The sequence below is a fragment of the Pantoea sp. Mb-10 genome (assembly GCF_021272205.1).
In the GTDB taxonomy this organism is placed as follows: Bacteria; Pseudomonadota; Gammaproteobacteria; order Enterobacterales; family Enterobacteriaceae; genus Pantoea.
On record NZ_JAJSDX010000008.1, the window covers coordinates 23,789 to 38,526 of the forward strand.

Consider the following 14,738-nt stretch of genomic DNA (forward strand, 5'->3'; position numbering starts at 1 on the left):
AGCGCCGACCTCTCGGTTACCGACCGCCCTCTTCGCGGGCGGTGGCGTTCCCCAGAATCCAGCGCTTGTGCACGTAAAGCGACGCGACGATCACCGCTGCCCCGGCAATAAAGCTCGGCCAGTGCGGAGTTTGCTGCCAAATCGCCAGATTCACCAACAGGCCGGCGGGCACATGCATGTTGTTCATGATGCCCAGCGTGCCCGCATCCACCTGCGTCGCGCCGTAATTCCACATGAAATAGCCCAATCCCGATGCGGCAACGCCCAGCCACACCAGCACGCCCCACTGCAAGGAAGTGGTCGGTAATTTATGGGGATTTCCCCACAGCGTCCACGCCACAATAGCGATGATCACCGCGCCAAGATAGAACCAGGAGAACGCCGTATGCTGCGGCATTGGCCGCGTTTCCTGCAGCCGCTTATAGCCCACCATGCCGATGGCAAAGCAGATATTGGCCGCCTGCACCAGTAACAAGCCAAACCAGAAGTGGTCGCTGACTTTGTCATAGCGAATGATTGCCGCGCCCGCGACCGCCAGCAGCGCGCTGAAGGCATAGCCGATACGCAGCGGACGTCGCTTCAACAGGTCATAAATCAGCGTGACGTAGAGCGGCGTCATCACGGTAAACAGCAAAAATTCCGGCACGCTCAGATACAAATAGGCTTCAAAGCTCAACAGGTACATCACACCCAGTTGCAGCATGCCTACCAGCATGTAGAGCAACAGCGTAGAGACCTGATAGCCGCGCCAACGCAGAAACGGCAGAAAAACCAGGGCGGCAAGGCCGAGGCGCATCAGCACCGAGAACCAGGAATCCACCTGCCCGGCAAGATATTCGCCAATTAAGCTAAACGAAAACGCCCAAAGTACGGTGGTAACGATCAATAACAGCACGGTCGCGATCTCACAATTTACGGTGGCGCTAGTGTAAACAAAGCGCCGCCGCGAAACGCGCTTTTCTGGTTTACAAGTGAGTAAAAATAAAACAATCAATACGCATAGCCTAACCTCCGCGCACACCGTCCTCTCTTATGCGCGAAATCCACCATTTCTTGGCTGTTTTCGCGCCTCACTGTCATCAAGCTGTAACAAATGTGTCATACATCACAGTAACCTTCGCTTTGGCTCTCTATTCTTTGCGCGAATTGGAAAGCCGCTTTCCAATTAAGGCGTCAATGATTGCCGCTCTAACCTGCTGGGAATTTATAACTATTATCGCGCCCTGGAGGGCCTCACATGTTAAGTATTTTCAAACCTGCACCGCACCGCCCGCGGGTCGACGACGCGCACGTCGATCCCCTTTATCGCCGGCTACGCTGGCAAATTTTCATCGGCATTTTCTTTGGCTATGCTGCCTACTATTTGGTACGCAAAAACTTTGCGCTGGCAATGCCGTACCTGGTGGAACAGGGCTTCTCGCGCGGGGATCTCGGCTTTGCACTGTCCGGTATTTCTATAGCCTACGGCTTTTCAAAATTCATCATGGGGTCGGTCTCTGACCGTTCAAACCCTCGCGTTTTCTTGCCCGCCGGGCTCATTCTGGCCGCAGCCGTGATGCTGTTTATGGGCTTTGTGCCGTGGGCAACCTCCAGCATCATGGTGATGTTTGTGCTGCTGTTTTTGTGCGGATGGTTTCAGGGCATGGGCTGGCCGCCCTGTGGACGCACGATGGTGCACTGGTGGTCACAGAAAGAGCGTGGCGGAATTGTGTCCGTCTGGAACTGCGCCCATAACGTCGGCGGCGGCATTCCCCCGCTGCTGTTCCTGCTGGGTATGGCGTGGTTCAACGACTGGAAAGCGGCGCTCTACATGCCCGCCTTCGGCGCGATTCTGGTCGCGATTATTGCCTTCGCGCTGATGCGTGATACACCGCAGTCATGCGGGTTACCGCCGATTGAAGCGTGGAAAAATGATTATCCGGCCGATTACAGCGAAAATCACGAACAGGAGCTGACGGCAAAACAGATCTTTATGCAGTACATCCTGCCCAACAAGCTGTTGTGGTATATCGCGCTGGCCAACGTCTTTGTCTATCTGCTGCGCTACGGCATTCTCGACTGGTCGCCGACCTATTTAAAAGAGGTCAAGCACTTTACGCTGGATAAATCGTCTTGGGCTTACTTCTTTTATGAATACGCGGGCATCCCAGGCACCCTGCTGTGCGGCTGGATGTCAGACAAGGTCTTTCGCGGCAACCGCGGCGCCACGGGTGTGTTCTTTATGACGCTGGTGACCATCGCCACCGTGGTGTACTGGCTCAACCCACCGGGCAATCCGGGTATCGATATGCTGTGCATGATCGTGATCGGCTTCCTGATCTACGGCCCGGTGATGCTGATCGGCCTGCACGCGCTGGAGCTGGCCCCGAAAAAAGCGGCCGGGACGGCAGCGGGCTTCACCGGCCTGTTTGGCTACCTTGGCGGATCGGTCGCTGCCAGCGCTATCGTCGGCTATACCGTGGATTTCTTCGGCTGGGACGGCGGATTTATTGTGATGATTGCCGGTTCGGCGTTAGCGGTAGTACTGCTGTTGCTCACCATGCTGAGCGAGCACAAGCATAAACAGGCGCAGATGTGATCGATAAGGGCCGGTTTTCCCGGCCCTTATTTACGCAAGAAACAGGTTACGCAGCGTATGCGGTACCGCGTCTTCAGCGTTGCTGCCAATCACTTCCAGCGTTGGCAGCGTATCTTTCAAACGCTGCTGCGCATTGCGCATGATGCAGCCTTTACCAGACATGCTTAGCATCTCAACGTCGTTCATGCCGTCGCCAAAAGCGATGCAGGCGTCGAGCGAGTGACCCAGCTGGCGCGCAACGGCCTCCAGCGCATGCCCTTTTGATACGCCGCCCGCCATCACTTCCAGACAGGTTGGCAGCGAAAAGCTGACGTTAACGCGATCGCCCCAGCGCGCCTCAATCGCCTGCTCCAGCGGCACCAGCCGCGCGGGATCGTCACAGGTGAAAAACACTTTGCTGATGCCATCGGTAGGCAGAATACCGGGCTGGTAAACCTGATACATAAACACCGATTCGCGGAAATAGTCCTGCTCTTCCGGTGCGTGACGGTTAATAAACCACTCATCGTCGCGATAAACGTGCGTCAGGATCTCAGGATCCTGATAGTGCAGGCCGTAGAGATCGCTGGCGATGTCGGCGTCAAGGTTGTGGCTAAACACCAACTCGCCCGCCGGATTGTGCACGCGCGCGCCGTTGGAGGTGATCATGTACGCCGGGATAGCCAGCTTATCGCGCATTTGACCGACATCAATGTGGTGGCGTCCGGTCGCAAAAATAAAGTGGATATCGCGCGCCACCAGCGCCTGAAGGGTGTTACTTGCGAAAGGCGTCAGGCGATGGTCCGGTGAAAGCAGCGTGCCATCCAGATCGGATGCGACAATGTGATACATGTAAAACCTCGGGTAAGGGCTATAGGGTTAAACGTGGCGCTCAAAAAAAGCGATCGCCGCGTTGAGGGCTTCTGCACGCATGGCATCGGATTCAAACAGGATCTCATGACGCGCGCCCTGAATAACATACGGCGTGGTGCCTTCACAGGGATGGCCGGCCTGCGCCATCGCGGCGCAAAAGGCATCTTGCGATCGGTTATCCACCACATCGTCTTTGCTTGCCTGCAGTAGCAGCGTGGGCGTGGTGATATTCGCCACCTGCGCCAGAATGTCGCGCCCAGCCTGTACGCCTTCGCGCACCCAATGATAGGTCGGGCCGCCCACGCGGATCGCTGGATCGTCAGCGTAGAAACGCAGACTGCGGCGATAGCGTTCATGGCTGTGCGTTAGGCGATTCATGCCAAACGGATGCGCACGCCAGCGACCGGTTCCCAGCGCGTAGCCATCGCGTAGCGCCGGCAGCTTTTCGGCCCAGTCAAGAATGCGATGCGCCAGAAAAGGCGGCAGCGGCAGCACAATGCCAAACATTGGAGCGGAGAATACCGCGGCGTGAAACGCCTGCGGCTGGCGCGCCAGAAACAGCGCGAGGATCGCGCCGCCCATCGAGTGCGACAGCACGTAGCGCTGTTCATAGTGATGACTGACGATCTCTTTCAGGTAAAGCGTTTCCAGATCGTCAACGTAATCGTTAAACGCCACCACGTGACCCCGGTGCGAATCGGCCAGCAGGCGATCGGAGCGGCCCTGCCCGCGATGATCGATGATCACCACGTCGTAGCCGCAGTGAAACAGATCGTAGGCCAGCTCAGGGTATTTGATGTAGCTCTCAATGCGTCCCGGCACAATCAAAATCACGCGACGATGCTGCGGCGAAGTAAAACGGACATAGCGGATCGTGAGGTTGCCAACGCCGGTAAATTCGCACTCTTCTCGATGGCGCCAGAAGTCCAGCAGCGGACCGGTCGCAAACGCCGCAAAGGCCTTTTCACGCCCGAGCCAGCTCTGTTTGTGATGCTGCATCCGTCCTCCTGGAAAAAACGTCATTAGCAGGCATCCACTGAATAGCGTGCCGCGATGTTCTGGCGTATTGTGTCATACTTCGCTTACTTCAGGGAATGTCACCCATGACCATTGAATGGTGGTTAACCTACCTGCTTACCACAACAATTCTTAGCCTTTCTCCGGGCTCAGGTGCCATCAACACCATGAGCACCGGCATCAGCCACGGCTATCGCGGCACGGTAGCGTCGATTACCGGTTTGCAGCTTGGCCTGGCGGTGCATATCGTGCTGGTGGGTGCGGGATTGGGCGCGCTGTTTTCTCAGTCGATGGTCGCGTTTGAAGTGCTGAAATGGGCCGGCGCGGCCTATCTGGTATGGCTTGGCATTCAACAGTGGCGGGCAGCGGGCGGCATCGATCTCAACGCCGTCGCCAAAGCCATGCCGCGCCGTCGGCTGTTTCAGCGCGCGCTGCTGGTGAACCTCACCAATCCCAAAAGCATTGTGTTTCTTGCCGCGCTGTTCCCGCAGTTTATCCAGCCGCATCAGCCTCAGCTGATGCAGTACCTGATCCTGGGCGTCACCACCATTGTGGTGGATATCATCGTAATGATTGGCTATGCCACCCTGGCAACGCGCATCGCCGGATGGATTAAAGGGCCGAAGCAGATGAAGCGGTTAAATCGTATCTTTGGCGGCCTGTTTATGGCCGTAGGTGCGCTGCTAGCCAGCGCGCGACGCATCGCCTGACGCACCGCCTCCCCCGCGACGGCGGGGGAAACGTCGCGCTTAGCGTGAGATGATCAAATGAAGACCGAAGCCCGCAAACAGCACGCCAGCGGTGCCGTCCACCCATTTTGCCAGGCGCTGGTACTTATCGCGCATCCACGGCAGCGCAAAAATCGCGGCCACCAGCGTAAACCAGGCAAAGGTTTCACCGACAATCAGTAAAAACAGACCCCAGCGCTCAATGGCACCGACATCGTTCCCCACAAACAGAGAAAAAACGCTGCCAAAGTAGATAATGGCCTTGGGGTTAGACAGGTTTGTGAGAAATCCCTTTAAAAAGCTCATGCCGCGCTTCGGCAGCTCCACCGTAGGTGGCGCGCTGTGCGGATGCCGATGACGGTGGCGCGCGGAGCGCAGCAGCTGCCAGCCCATCCACAACAGATATAAGCCGCCACCCACCATAATGATGTCATGCAGCCACGCCATTTTGGCCAGAATCAGATGCAGCCCCATCAGCGCCACACCGGCCCAAATAACAATGCCCAGCGTAATACCCAGCACGCCAAGCATGGCTTCTTTACGCGATCGGCTGGCGGCGGTTTGTGACACAAAGAAAAAATCCGGGCCAGGGCTCATCAGCGCCACTAAATGCACCAGCGCCACGGTGGCAAATAACATCAGCATGTTGTCTTTCCTTTAGGCTTCATCAAGATGTTCTTTAATCATTAACAGGAAGGGCTTACCAAAGCGTTCCAGCTTGCGATGGCCCACGCCGTTGACGCTCAGCATCTCGGAGGCCGTCACCGGCACCTGCTCCGCCATTTCGATCAGCGTTGCGTCATTAAACACCACGTACGGCGGGATATTCTCTTCATCGGCAATGGCTTTACGCAACTTACGCAGCTTGGCAAACAGCTTGCGGTCGTAATTGCCGCCGTAGACTTTAGGCGCGTTGCCGCTGCGGCTTTTCACCGCCACGGTACGCGGTACCGCTAACATCAGCGGCACTTCCGCACGCAGCACCGGTCGCGCCGCTTCGGTCAGCTGCAGCGCCGAATGGAGGGCAATATTTTGCGTCACCATGCCAAGGTGAATCAGCTGACGCAGCACGCTGATCCAGTGCTCCTGGCTTTGATCGCGTCCGATGCCGTAGACCGGCAGCTTATCGTGACCATTATCGCGCAGGCGCTGGTTGGTTGAGCCGCGCAGCACTTCAACAATATAGCTCATGCCAAAGCGCTGCCCGGTGCGATAAATACAGGAGAGCGCCTTCTGCGCTTCCACCAGGCCGTCATAGCGGCGCGGCGGATCGAGGCAGATATCACAGTTACCGCAGGGCTTTTGACGCCCTTCGCCAAAATAGTTCAGCAGCACCAGACGACGGCAGGTTTGCGCCTCGGCAAACGCCCCCATCGCATTCAGCTTGTGGCGCTCAATGTCCTGCAGCGGACCCGGCATTTTCTCTTCAAGACACTTGCGCAGCCACGCCATGTCCGCCGGATCGTAGAGCATCATCGCTTCGGCAGGCAGACCATCGCGCCCGGCACGTCCGGTTTCCTGATAATAGGATTCAATGTTGCGCGGAATATCAAAATGCACCACAAAGCGCACATTGGGCTTGTTAATGCCCATGCCAAACGCCACGGTGGCGACCACAATTTGCAGATCGTCACGCTGAAACGCTTCCTGCACGCGCGCCCGCTGTTCGCTGTCGATGCCGGCGTGATAGGCCCCTGCGCTCAGGCCACGACTTTGCAGACGCGCCGCAGTATCTTCTACTTTAGCGCGGCTGTTACAGTAGATGATGCCGCTTTTGCCGCGCTGCTCCTGCACGTAGCGCAGCAGCTGTTCGCTGGGTTTGAATTTCTCCACCAGCGTATAGCGAATATTAGGACGGTCAAAACTGCTCAGTTGAATCAGCGGATCGTGCATCTGCAGCAGATGCACAATGTCATTACGCGTGGTTTCATCGGCGGTGGCGGTCAGCGCCATCACTGGCAGCGCCGGGAAGCGCTGACGCAGCTGCCCCAACGCACCGTATTCCGGCCGGAAATCATGGCCCCACTGCGAAATGCAGTGCGCTTCATCCACGGCCAGCATCACCGGATTCCAGTGCTGCAAGCCGTCGAGGAAGTTATCCATCATCAGCCGCTCCGGCGCGATATACAGCAGCTTTAACTTGCCGGTGCGGCAATCTGCCATAACCTGCTGCTGCTGTTCGCGCGTCTGCGTTGAATTCAGACAGGCCGCCGCGACGCCGTTGGCCAGCAGCTGATCGACCTGATCTTTCATCAGCGAAATCAGCGGCGAAACCACCAGCGTCAACCCATCGCGCACCAGCGCGGGAATTTGATAGCACAACGACTTACCGCCGCCGGTGGGCATAACCACCAGGCAGTCACGTCCGGCAAGCGCCGTTTCGATAATCGTTTGCTGGCCGGGACGAAACTGCTGATAGCCGAAGGTGTCATGAAGAACCTGCTGCGCCAGCATTTCCTGATTTAGCACTGCCGATGTTGCCACGGTAATCCTGTTTTGACTATTTAGAACAGATCGTTAAGCGTTACGCCCACGCCCACGCGCGTTTGACGATGGTTGTAGTCGATGAGCGATTCACCATAACCGCTGAAAACTTGGGTATAGAAACGCACGTGCTCGCTGATAGGATAGCTCCAGGCGAAGGTGGCGCCGCCGTAGCCGCTGTTCCAGTTGTAGTTGCCTTCCACGCTGTAGATGCTGTCACCGACCATGTAACCCAGCTTCGCGCGGTAGTAACCCATGTATTTGGTGATGTCCGGGTTATCGTCATTGTTCGCGCTTTCCGGCAGACGATACCAAGGTTTGATTTCCGCGAGGAAGTTACCGTTCTGCGCCATCAGACGGGCATATACGCGGTTCCAGCTGCGTGAGGTCGGGTCGCTGCGGCCGTTGGACTGATGGTTCAGGCCCAGTTCAACATCGCGCAGCGTCCAGCCTGCGAAATCGTAATCCGTGGCCCAGCCGAGGAAAATCTGCGGCTCATAGTTGGTTTCGCGGAACGGCGACGACGCACCACGGTTAGAAAGCTGCCACCACGAACGCTGAGTATAAGAGGCGGCCAGCACAGAGTTGTCGCCCAAAATGCCCCGCCACAGCGGAAATGCCAGGCTGAGCTGGAATTTTACTTCATCGTTCTTGGCTTTGTCTGCCCAGTTGTAAGACGAAATCGCCTCTTTATTCATGTCACTGGTGTAGGTATAGAGCAGATAGTTGTTTTCGTAAGGGTACAGCACAAACGGGTTATCGTGCTTCTCCAGCAGATTGGCAATGATACTGCCTCTCACCGCAGGGGCATCGTGCACCTCTTTTATTGTGGCTTCATCAGCCAAAGCCAGCGCAGGCAGCATCAATGCCGCAGCGATCAAAGCGTAAAGCTTACGCATAATATTCTCCGAAAGAACGGCGTCAATGTATCGTCTCATCAGGGCGACGGTTCAAAAAGCAGGCCATTCTACACGCAAAGCGCCACATTGTTCAGCGGCGATTTTTGAAACTGGAAAGCGATGCAGGGGCAGCTTAAGATACACAACTCGTTAACATTTTAAGGCAAGGTTTATGTCATCCCCGTTGCTGACACCGCAGGAAGCGCGCCACTTGATTGGCGAAATTTTCGTGTATCACATGCCGTTTAATCAGGCGCTGGGTTTGGAGCTGGATCGTCTGGACGCCAACTATGCCGAACTCAGCTTCGCCAATAAAACCATGCTGGTCGGCAACGCGGCACAGCAGATTCTACACGGCGGCGTCATCGCCTCGGTGCTGGACGTGGCGGCCGGTCTGGTGTGCGTTAGCCACGCGCTGTCGCGTGACGCGCAGATCAGTGAAGAGATGCTGCGTCAGCGTCTGGCGCGCATGGGCACCATTGATATGCGCGTGGATTACCTCCGGCCCGGCCGCGGCGAGCGCTTTTTGGCGGCCAGCACGCTGCTGCGCGCGGGCAATAAGGTCGCCGTGGCGCGGGTTGAGCTGCATAATCAGCAGGGCGATTACATCGCCACCGCCACCGCCACTTACCTCATCGGTTAACGTCTCTCACTTGCACGCCACTTTCTGGACACGCATCATGGATACGCAACAAACGCGGCAGGGCATCGGTTACGCGCTCGGCGCTTACTTTATCTGGGGCATCGCACCGGCCTACTTCAAGCTGGTTAAAGCCGTTCCTCCCACCGAAATCATGACTCACCGCGTGATTTGGTCGGCGCTGTTTATGCTGATCTTAATTACCCTGAGCCGAAGCTGGAAACAGGTCTCGAAAGTGGTGACGCAGCCCAAAAAAGTGCTGCTGCTGGCGCTTACGGCGCTAACCATCGGTGGTAACTGGCTGCTGTTTATCTGGGCGGTGAACAATCAGCACATGCTGGAAGCCAGCCTCGGCTATTTTATCAACCCGCTGATTAATGTGGTGTTTGGCATGCTGTTCCTGCGCGAGCGTTTTCGCAGGCTGCAGTGGCTGGCCGTGGCGCTGGCGACCCTCGGCGTGCTGGTGCAGCTGTGGCAGTTTGGCTCGCTGCCCATTATCGCACTGGGCCTGGCGCTGAGTTTTGCGTTCTACGCTCTGCTACGTAAAAAGATTCAGGTCGATGCGCAGAGCGGCATGCTCATTGAAACCGCCTGGCTGTTCCCGCTGGCGGCGATTTATCTGTTTGGTTTTGCCGACAGCGCCACCAGCCACCTCAGCGCCAATCCGCTGATGCTGAACCTCAAGCTGGTGGCAGCCGGGATCGTCACGACGATTCCACTGATGCTGTTCGCGGCGGCCTGCGCGCGTCTGCGCCTCTCCACGGTGGGCTTCTTTCAGTACCTCGGCCCAACGCTGATGTTCCTGCTGGCGGTGCTGTTTTACGGTGAACACCTAACCACCGACAAGCTGGTTACGTTTGGCTTTATTTGGCTGGCGCTGGCCATCTTTATTGTTGATGCCGTGCGGTTCTCAGCCCGCACGCGCAAAGCGTGAAATAAAGCGCGCCATCGCCGGGCCAGTGAGCAGAATAGTGAACAGACGCAGCGTCTGCATGGCCATAACAAACGCCATATCAACGCGGGTACCGGCGGCGATGATCGCTACGGTATCCAACCCGCCCGGACTGGTCGCCAGATAAGCGGTCATTAAATCCACGTGCAGCACGCGCGTCAGCATCCAGGCCAGTCCGCCGCAGAGCAGCATTAACCCGAAAATAGAGGCCAGCATTTGCGGCAGCGTGCGCAGCGCCAGAAAGAAAATGGGACGCGTAAAGCGCAGCCCCACGCTCCAGCCAATGAGCGCGTAGGCCAGCGCCAGCAGCCACTCCGGCACCTGCAACGTAGCGATACCCGTGCCGTGCAGGGTCGCGCCCATCAATGCGGGGAGCAGCAACGCGCCAGAGGGAATACGCAGCGTTTGCCCGAGCCAGGCACCCAGCGCCATCACCAGCAACGTCAGTAAAAATCCGCTCTGCAGCGGCGGAAACCACACCAGATCCGCTGTGCCGCCTTCGCTGCCGAGGCCAATACGCGCCACCACCGCCGCGGCGGTGGCCACGAACAGCACGCGCAGATACTGCATAAACGCCACCAGGCGCACATCCGCACCAAAATCACCGGCCATCGCGACCATCGCCGATGCGCCCCCCGGGGACGAGCCCCAGGCGCCAGTCGGCCCCGGCAGGTGACTAAAGCGCACCAGCAAGAAGCCAGAGAGCCCGCTGGCCGCCAGCGTCAGCAGCAGCACCGCCAGCACAATCGGCCAGTCGTGCAGCAGCGGTGTCAGAATGGCGGGCGACAAACTCTGGCCAATCATGCAGCCCAGCACCGCCTGCGCGCCCACAAAGAAACGTTTATCAATGCGCACCGTGGCGCCGGACAGCCCCATGAATGTGCCGACGATCATCGGCCCCAATAATAGCGCGGCGGGGAGATGGAAAAGCTGGAGAACAACGCCCAACAGCAGCGAGGCGATCAGCAACAGAGTCCACTGCTGCCATAAGGAGAAACGTGACATAAGCTCGGACGCGAAAAGTGAGAGGAGGCAACAGGTTACGCTTCCTTCATCATAATTCAAGTCGTCGCCACAGGCGGGCGACGCAGAAGATGCAGGAAGCGGGCGTTTCGCTTACAGCCAGTTTTTGCGTTTGAAATAGAGGTACGGTGCCAGCCCGGCCAGAATCATCAGGCCAATCGCGCCTGGGTAGCCAAAGCTCCACTTCAGTTCTGGCATAAACTCAAAGTTCATGCCGTAGCTGGAGGCCACCAGCGTCGGCGGCAGGAACACCACCGAGACCACCGAGAAGATTTTGATGATGCGGTTCTGTTCGATATTGATAAAGCCCATCGCCGCCTGCATCAGGAAGTTCACCTTCTGGAACAGCGATTCGTTATGCGGCAGCAGCGATTCGATGTCGCGCAAAATTTCCCGCGCCTGTTCCAGCTGGTTGCTGGGCAGCCGGGCTTTGCGTACCAGGAAGTTCAGCGCGCGCTGGGTATCCATCAGACACAGACGCACTTTCCAACCGATATCCTCCAGCTCCGCCAGACGCGACAGCGCCTCGTCATACTCTTCGCCCTGCTGGCCCTCCATGATCACGCGGCTCAGCTTTTCCAGTGCGCTGTAGATGTTTTCAATCTCGTCCGCCAGCTGTTCGATTTTGGTTTCAAACAGATCCAGCAGCAGCTCATAGGCGTTGCCATCAATCAGCGTCTGATTGCGCGCGCGCATGCGGTAAAGACGGAACGCGGGCAGTTCACGCTCGCGCAGCGTATAAAGGCGGTCCTCACGAATGGTGAACGCCACCGTGGCGTTTCCGGCGTGATCTTCGGCATCCTCAAAGAAAAAGAAGGAGTGGATGTGCAGGCCATCTTCGTCTTCAAAAAAACGCGCGGAGGCTTCGATATCTTCCAGCTCCGGCCGGGTCGCCAGGCTTTGCCCCAGTTCAGACTGCACGCGCTCACGCTCGCTGTCGTCGGGCTCAATCAAATCCACCCACACCGAGGTGTGCAGGTTATCGTTATTCTCTTCCAGCTCGATGCGCGTCAGGCGATCGCGCTCAAGTTTAAAGGCGCTCAGCATAGCAATACTCCCCATTGCAGACTTCATGGGACAAGGCGGTGAACCGGGATGCCGAAGGCAAAACGGGCACGGCAAAGCCTGAACGCGGAAACTTTCGCTTCAAGGATAAATCAGTGCTGACTCATGCGACGAGAGTGTAGAGGGAGGTCGCTGATAACATCGAAGGCTACCAGCAGAGAGGTAGCCTTAGATGATCCTGGAAACCAGGGGATAGAGCCAGCATCGACTGGGCGCGTCCAAGGCATTGTCCTCTCTTGATAATAGTGGGCGCATGTTACGCTGAGACGAAAAAGTCGTCAAGGTAGCGCAACCGCGCTACACCGTTTCCAGTCGGGCATAGGCAGCGACCAGCCACTTGATTCCCTGTCCGGTAAAGGCCACCTGCAAGCGGCTGTGCTCGCCGCTGCCTTCCAGGTTGATAATGGTGCCTTCACCAAACTTGGCGTGGCGCACGCGCTGGCCCAGCGTGAAGCCGCTGTCGTTTTGGGCAACGGGCGTTCCCATACGCTGATGGCTCACCGGACGGCTCACGCTGGCACGTAAGCGCACCTCTTCCACGCACGCTTCTGGCAGTTCACCGATAAAGCGCGACGGACGGTGATACACTTCCTTACCATAAAGGCGACGCGTTTCCGCGTAGGTCAGCGTCAATTTTTGCATGGCGCGGGTTACGCCGACGTAGGCCAGGCGACGCTCCTCTTCCAGCCGTCCGCCCTCATCCAGCGACATCTGGCTGGGGAACATGCCCTCTTCCATACCCACGATATACACTTGACTGAACTCAAGGCCTTTCGCCGAATGCAGCGTCATCAGCTGCACCGCATCCTGCCATTTGTCCGCCTGCCCTTCGCCGGCTTCCAGCGCCGCATGCGACAAAAACGCCTGCAGCGGCATCAGATCTTCATCTTCGTCCTGGTAGCTGAACTGGCGCGTTGCGGTCACCAGTTCCTCTAAGTTTTCGATACGCGCCTGGCCTTTTTCGCCTTTCTCTTGTTCATACATCACCCACAGGCCGGAATCCTTGATGACCCGGTCAGTTTGGACGTGCAGCGGCATCTCGGCGGTTTCAGTGGCCAGCGACTCCACCAGCTCGCAGAAACGCTGAAGCGCAGCGGCGGCGCGGCCAGCCAGGGCTTTGTTCTGCAGCAGTTCACGCGTCGCCTGCCACAGCGTCAGCTGGCGTTCACGCGCCGTCTGGCGCACCACGTCAAGGGTGCGATCGCCGACGCCGCGCACCGGCGTGTTAACCACGCGCTCAAACGCCGCGTCGTCATTACGATTCGCCATCAGGCGCAGGTAGGCCAACGCGTCTTTGATCTCCTGGCGTTCGAAGAAGCGCATACCGCCGTAAATACGATACGGCATACTGGCTTGCAATAGCGCCTCTTCCAGTACGCGCGACTGGGCGTTACTGCGATAAAGAATGGCGCAATCCTGTAGCGCGTTGCCGTTTTCATGCCAGGTTTTGATGCGATTCACCACGTAGCGCGCTTCATCCAGCTCATTAAAGGCGCAGTAAATCGAGATCTTTTCTCCGTCGCTGCCGTCGGTCCACAGCTCTTTGCCGAGGCGTCCATTGTTATTGGCGATCAGGGCGTTAGCCGCTTTCAGGATGTTATTGGTAGAGCGGTAGTTCTGCTCCAGGCGAATGGTCTCCGCGCCGGGGAAATCCTGCAAAAAGCGCTGGATATTCTCGACCTTCGCGCCGCGCCAGCCATAGATTGACTGGTCGTCATCGCCCACGATGATCACGCGGCCGGTCTCCCCGGCTAGCATGCGAATCCAGGCGTACTGAATGTTGTTGGTATCCTGGAACTCATCCACCAGCACGTTGCTAAAACGTTCGCGGTAGTGGTTGAGAATGTGCGGTTTGTTCAGCCACAGCTCATGCGCGCGCAGCAGCAGTTCGGCGAAGTCCACCAGTCCGGCGCGATCGCACGCTTCCTGGTAAGCCTGATAGATACGCAGCCAGGTTTGTTCAACCGGGTTACCGTAGCTTTCGATGTGCTTGGGCCGCAGGCCCTCATCTTTTTTGCCATTGATGTACCACATGCCCTGACGCGCGGGCCACTGCTTCTCATCCAGATTCATCGCCTTGATCAGGCGCTTGAGCAGGCGCAGCTGATCGTCGCTGTCGAGAATTTGGAAATCCTGCGGCAGCCCGGCATCCAGGTGATGAGCGCGCAGCAAACGGTGCGCCAGACCGTGAAAGGTGCCTATCCACATGCCGCCCTGGCTGGTGCCGATCAACTGATCGATGCGATGGCGCATCTCCGCCGCCGCTTTATTGGTAAAGGTCACGGCCATAATGGAATACGGCGAGCAGTTCTCTACCGACAGCAGCCAAGCGATGCGGTGCACCAGTACGCGCGTTTTACCACTGCCTGCACCGGCTAGCACCAGAAGGTTGCTGCGCGGAGCGGCCACCGCCTCGCGCTGTTTGTCATTCAAGCCGTTAAGCAGTTCAGAAACGTCCATAAGCACCGTTTAAAGATGTGGGGGGCGCATCCCTTCTCGT

The 14,738-nt window shown here is 57.6% G+C and carries 13 protein-coding genes; 4 read left to right on the forward strand and 9 right to left on the reverse strand.

The annotated features are described in order from the left end of the window. Positions 1-16 precede the first annotated feature (16 nt). Positions 17-895, reverse strand: a complete 879-nt coding sequence (locus LU196_RS16510; protein ID WP_232760593.1) for a carboxylate/amino acid/amine transporter — start codon at positions 893-895, stop codon at positions 17-19. A gap of 342 nt (positions 896-1,237) precedes the next feature. Here LU196_RS16510 and glpT point away from each other — a divergent pair, with 342 nt between their 5' ends. Beyond that, positions 1,238-2,578 carry a glycerol-3-phosphate transporter gene (gene glpT / locus LU196_RS16515; protein WP_232760595.1) on the forward strand — a complete coding sequence of 447 codons (1,341 nt, stop codon included), beginning with the start codon at positions 1,238-1,240 and terminating at the stop codon, positions 2,576-2,578. 30 nt (positions 2,579-2,608) lie between these two features. On the opposite strand, the gene yigL is transcribed toward glpT, so the two are convergent. Together yigL and pldB are read right to left on the reverse strand one after the other, a co-directional pair. Next, entirely contained in the window at positions 2,609-3,409 is an 801-nt protein-coding gene (gene yigL / locus LU196_RS16520) for a sugar/pyridoxal phosphate phosphatase YigL (RefSeq protein WP_232760596.1), read from the reverse strand. Positions 3,410-3,436: 27 nt separating this feature from the next. Then, positions 3,437-4,429, reverse strand: coding sequence for a lysophospholipase L2 (pldB, locus tag LU196_RS16525; protein ID WP_232760598.1), 993 nt, complete (start codon positions 4,427-4,429; stop codon positions 3,437-3,439). Positions 4,430-4,533: 104 nt separating this feature from the next. Between pldB and rhtB the strand changes: the two genes are divergently transcribed. Continuing rightward, positions 4,534-5,157 carry a homoserine/homoserine lactone efflux protein gene (gene rhtB, locus LU196_RS16530; RefSeq protein WP_232760599.1) on the forward strand — a complete coding sequence of 208 codons (624 nt, stop codon included), beginning with the start codon at positions 4,534-4,536 and terminating at the stop codon, positions 5,155-5,157. Positions 5,158-5,196: 39 nt separating this feature from the next. Here the strand turns inward: rhtB and rhtC are convergent, their stop codons facing one another. Genes rhtC through pldA form a run of 3 tightly spaced genes read right to left on the reverse strand, consistent with a single transcriptional unit; the run spans position 5,197 to position 8,558 of the window. After that, positions 5,197-5,820: a threonine export protein RhtC gene (gene rhtC / locus LU196_RS16535; protein WP_232760601.1), complete on the reverse strand. Its 624-nt coding sequence runs from the start codon at positions 5,818-5,820 to the stop codon at positions 5,197-5,199. 12 nt (positions 5,821-5,832) lie between these two features. Next, positions 5,833-7,659, reverse strand: a complete 1,827-nt coding sequence (gene recQ, locus LU196_RS16540) for an ATP-dependent DNA helicase RecQ (RefSeq protein WP_232760603.1) — start codon at positions 7,657-7,659, stop codon at positions 5,833-5,835. A gap of 20 nt (positions 7,660-7,679) precedes the next feature. After that, the gene (pldA, locus tag LU196_RS16545) at positions 7,680-8,558 is read right to left on the reverse strand and encodes a phospholipase A (RefSeq protein WP_232760605.1); all 879 of its coding nucleotides are present in this window, start codon (positions 8,556-8,558) and stop codon (positions 7,680-7,682) included. Positions 8,559-8,730: 172 nt separating this feature from the next. On the opposite strand from pldA, the gene LU196_RS16550 reads away from it, so the two are divergent. Then, positions 8,731-9,201: a thioesterase family protein gene (locus LU196_RS16550; RefSeq protein WP_232760606.1), complete on the forward strand. Its 471-nt coding sequence runs from the start codon at positions 8,731-8,733 to the stop codon at positions 9,199-9,201. Between the two features lie 37 nt (positions 9,202-9,238). After that, positions 9,239-10,132 (forward strand): EamA family transporter RarD, encoded by an 894-nt coding sequence (rarD, locus tag LU196_RS16555; RefSeq protein ID WP_232760607.1) that lies wholly within the window; start codon positions 9,239-9,241, stop codon positions 10,130-10,132. Here the strand turns inward: rarD and LU196_RS16560 are convergent. From LU196_RS16560 to uvrD, 3 genes are all read right to left on the reverse strand, one after another. Next, the gene (locus LU196_RS16560) at positions 10,109-11,155 is read right to left on the reverse strand and encodes an AbrB family transcriptional regulator (RefSeq protein WP_232760608.1); all 1,047 of its coding nucleotides are present in this window, start codon (positions 11,153-11,155) and stop codon (positions 10,109-10,111) included. The two genes, rarD and LU196_RS16560, sit on opposite strands and share 24 nt — an antisense overlap. A gap of 111 nt (positions 11,156-11,266) precedes the next feature. Then, positions 11,267-12,220 carry a magnesium/cobalt transporter CorA gene (gene corA, locus LU196_RS16565; protein ID WP_232760784.1) on the reverse strand — a complete coding sequence of 318 codons (954 nt, stop codon included), beginning with the start codon at positions 12,218-12,220 and terminating at the stop codon, positions 11,267-11,269. Positions 12,221-12,535: 315 nt separating this feature from the next. Continuing rightward, on the reverse strand, positions 12,536-14,698 hold the full coding sequence (uvrD, locus tag LU196_RS16570) for a DNA helicase II (protein ID WP_232760610.1): 2,163 nt from the start codon (positions 14,696-14,698) through the stop codon (positions 12,536-12,538). Positions 14,699-14,738: the final 40 nt, after the last annotated feature.

Excerpts from the sequence above, each read along its gene's own strand:
- glpT (WP_232760595.1), top strand. The coding sequence starts at position 1,238 with ATGTTAAGTATTTTCAAACCTGCACCGCACCGCCCGCGGGTCGACGAC.
- rhtC (WP_232760601.1), bottom strand. The coding sequence starts at position 5,820 with ATGCTGATGTTATTTGCCACCGTGGCGCTGGTGCATTTAGTGGCGCTG.
- uvrD (WP_232760610.1), bottom strand. The coding sequence starts at position 14,698 with ATGGACGTTTCTGAACTGCTTAACGGCTTGAATGACAAACAGCGCGAG.
- LU196_RS16550 (WP_232760606.1), top strand. The coding sequence starts at position 8,731 with ATGTCATCCCCGTTGCTGACACCGCAGGAAGCGCGCCACTTGATTGGC.
- yigL (WP_232760596.1), bottom strand. The coding sequence starts at position 3,409 with ATGTATCACATTGTCGCATCCGATCTGGATGGCACGCTGCTTTCACCG.
- LU196_RS16560 (WP_232760608.1), bottom strand. The coding sequence starts at position 11,155 with ATGTCACGTTTCTCCTTATGGCAGCAGTGGACTCTGTTGCTGATCGCC.
- rarD (WP_232760607.1), top strand. The coding sequence starts at position 9,239 with ATGGATACGCAACAAACGCGGCAGGGCATCGGTTACGCGCTCGGCGCT.
- corA (WP_232760784.1), bottom strand. The coding sequence starts at position 12,220 with ATGCTGAGCGCCTTTAAACTTGAGCGCGATCGCCTGACGCGCATCGAG.
- pldB (WP_232760598.1), bottom strand. The coding sequence starts at position 4,429 with ATGCAGCATCACAAACAGAGCTGGCTCGGGCGTGAAAAGGCCTTTGCG.
- pldA (WP_232760605.1), bottom strand. The coding sequence starts at position 8,558 with ATGCGTAAGCTTTACGCTTTGATCGCTGCGGCATTGATGCTGCCTGCG.
- rhtB (WP_232760599.1), top strand. The coding sequence starts at position 4,534 with ATGACCATTGAATGGTGGTTAACCTACCTGCTTACCACAACAATTCTT.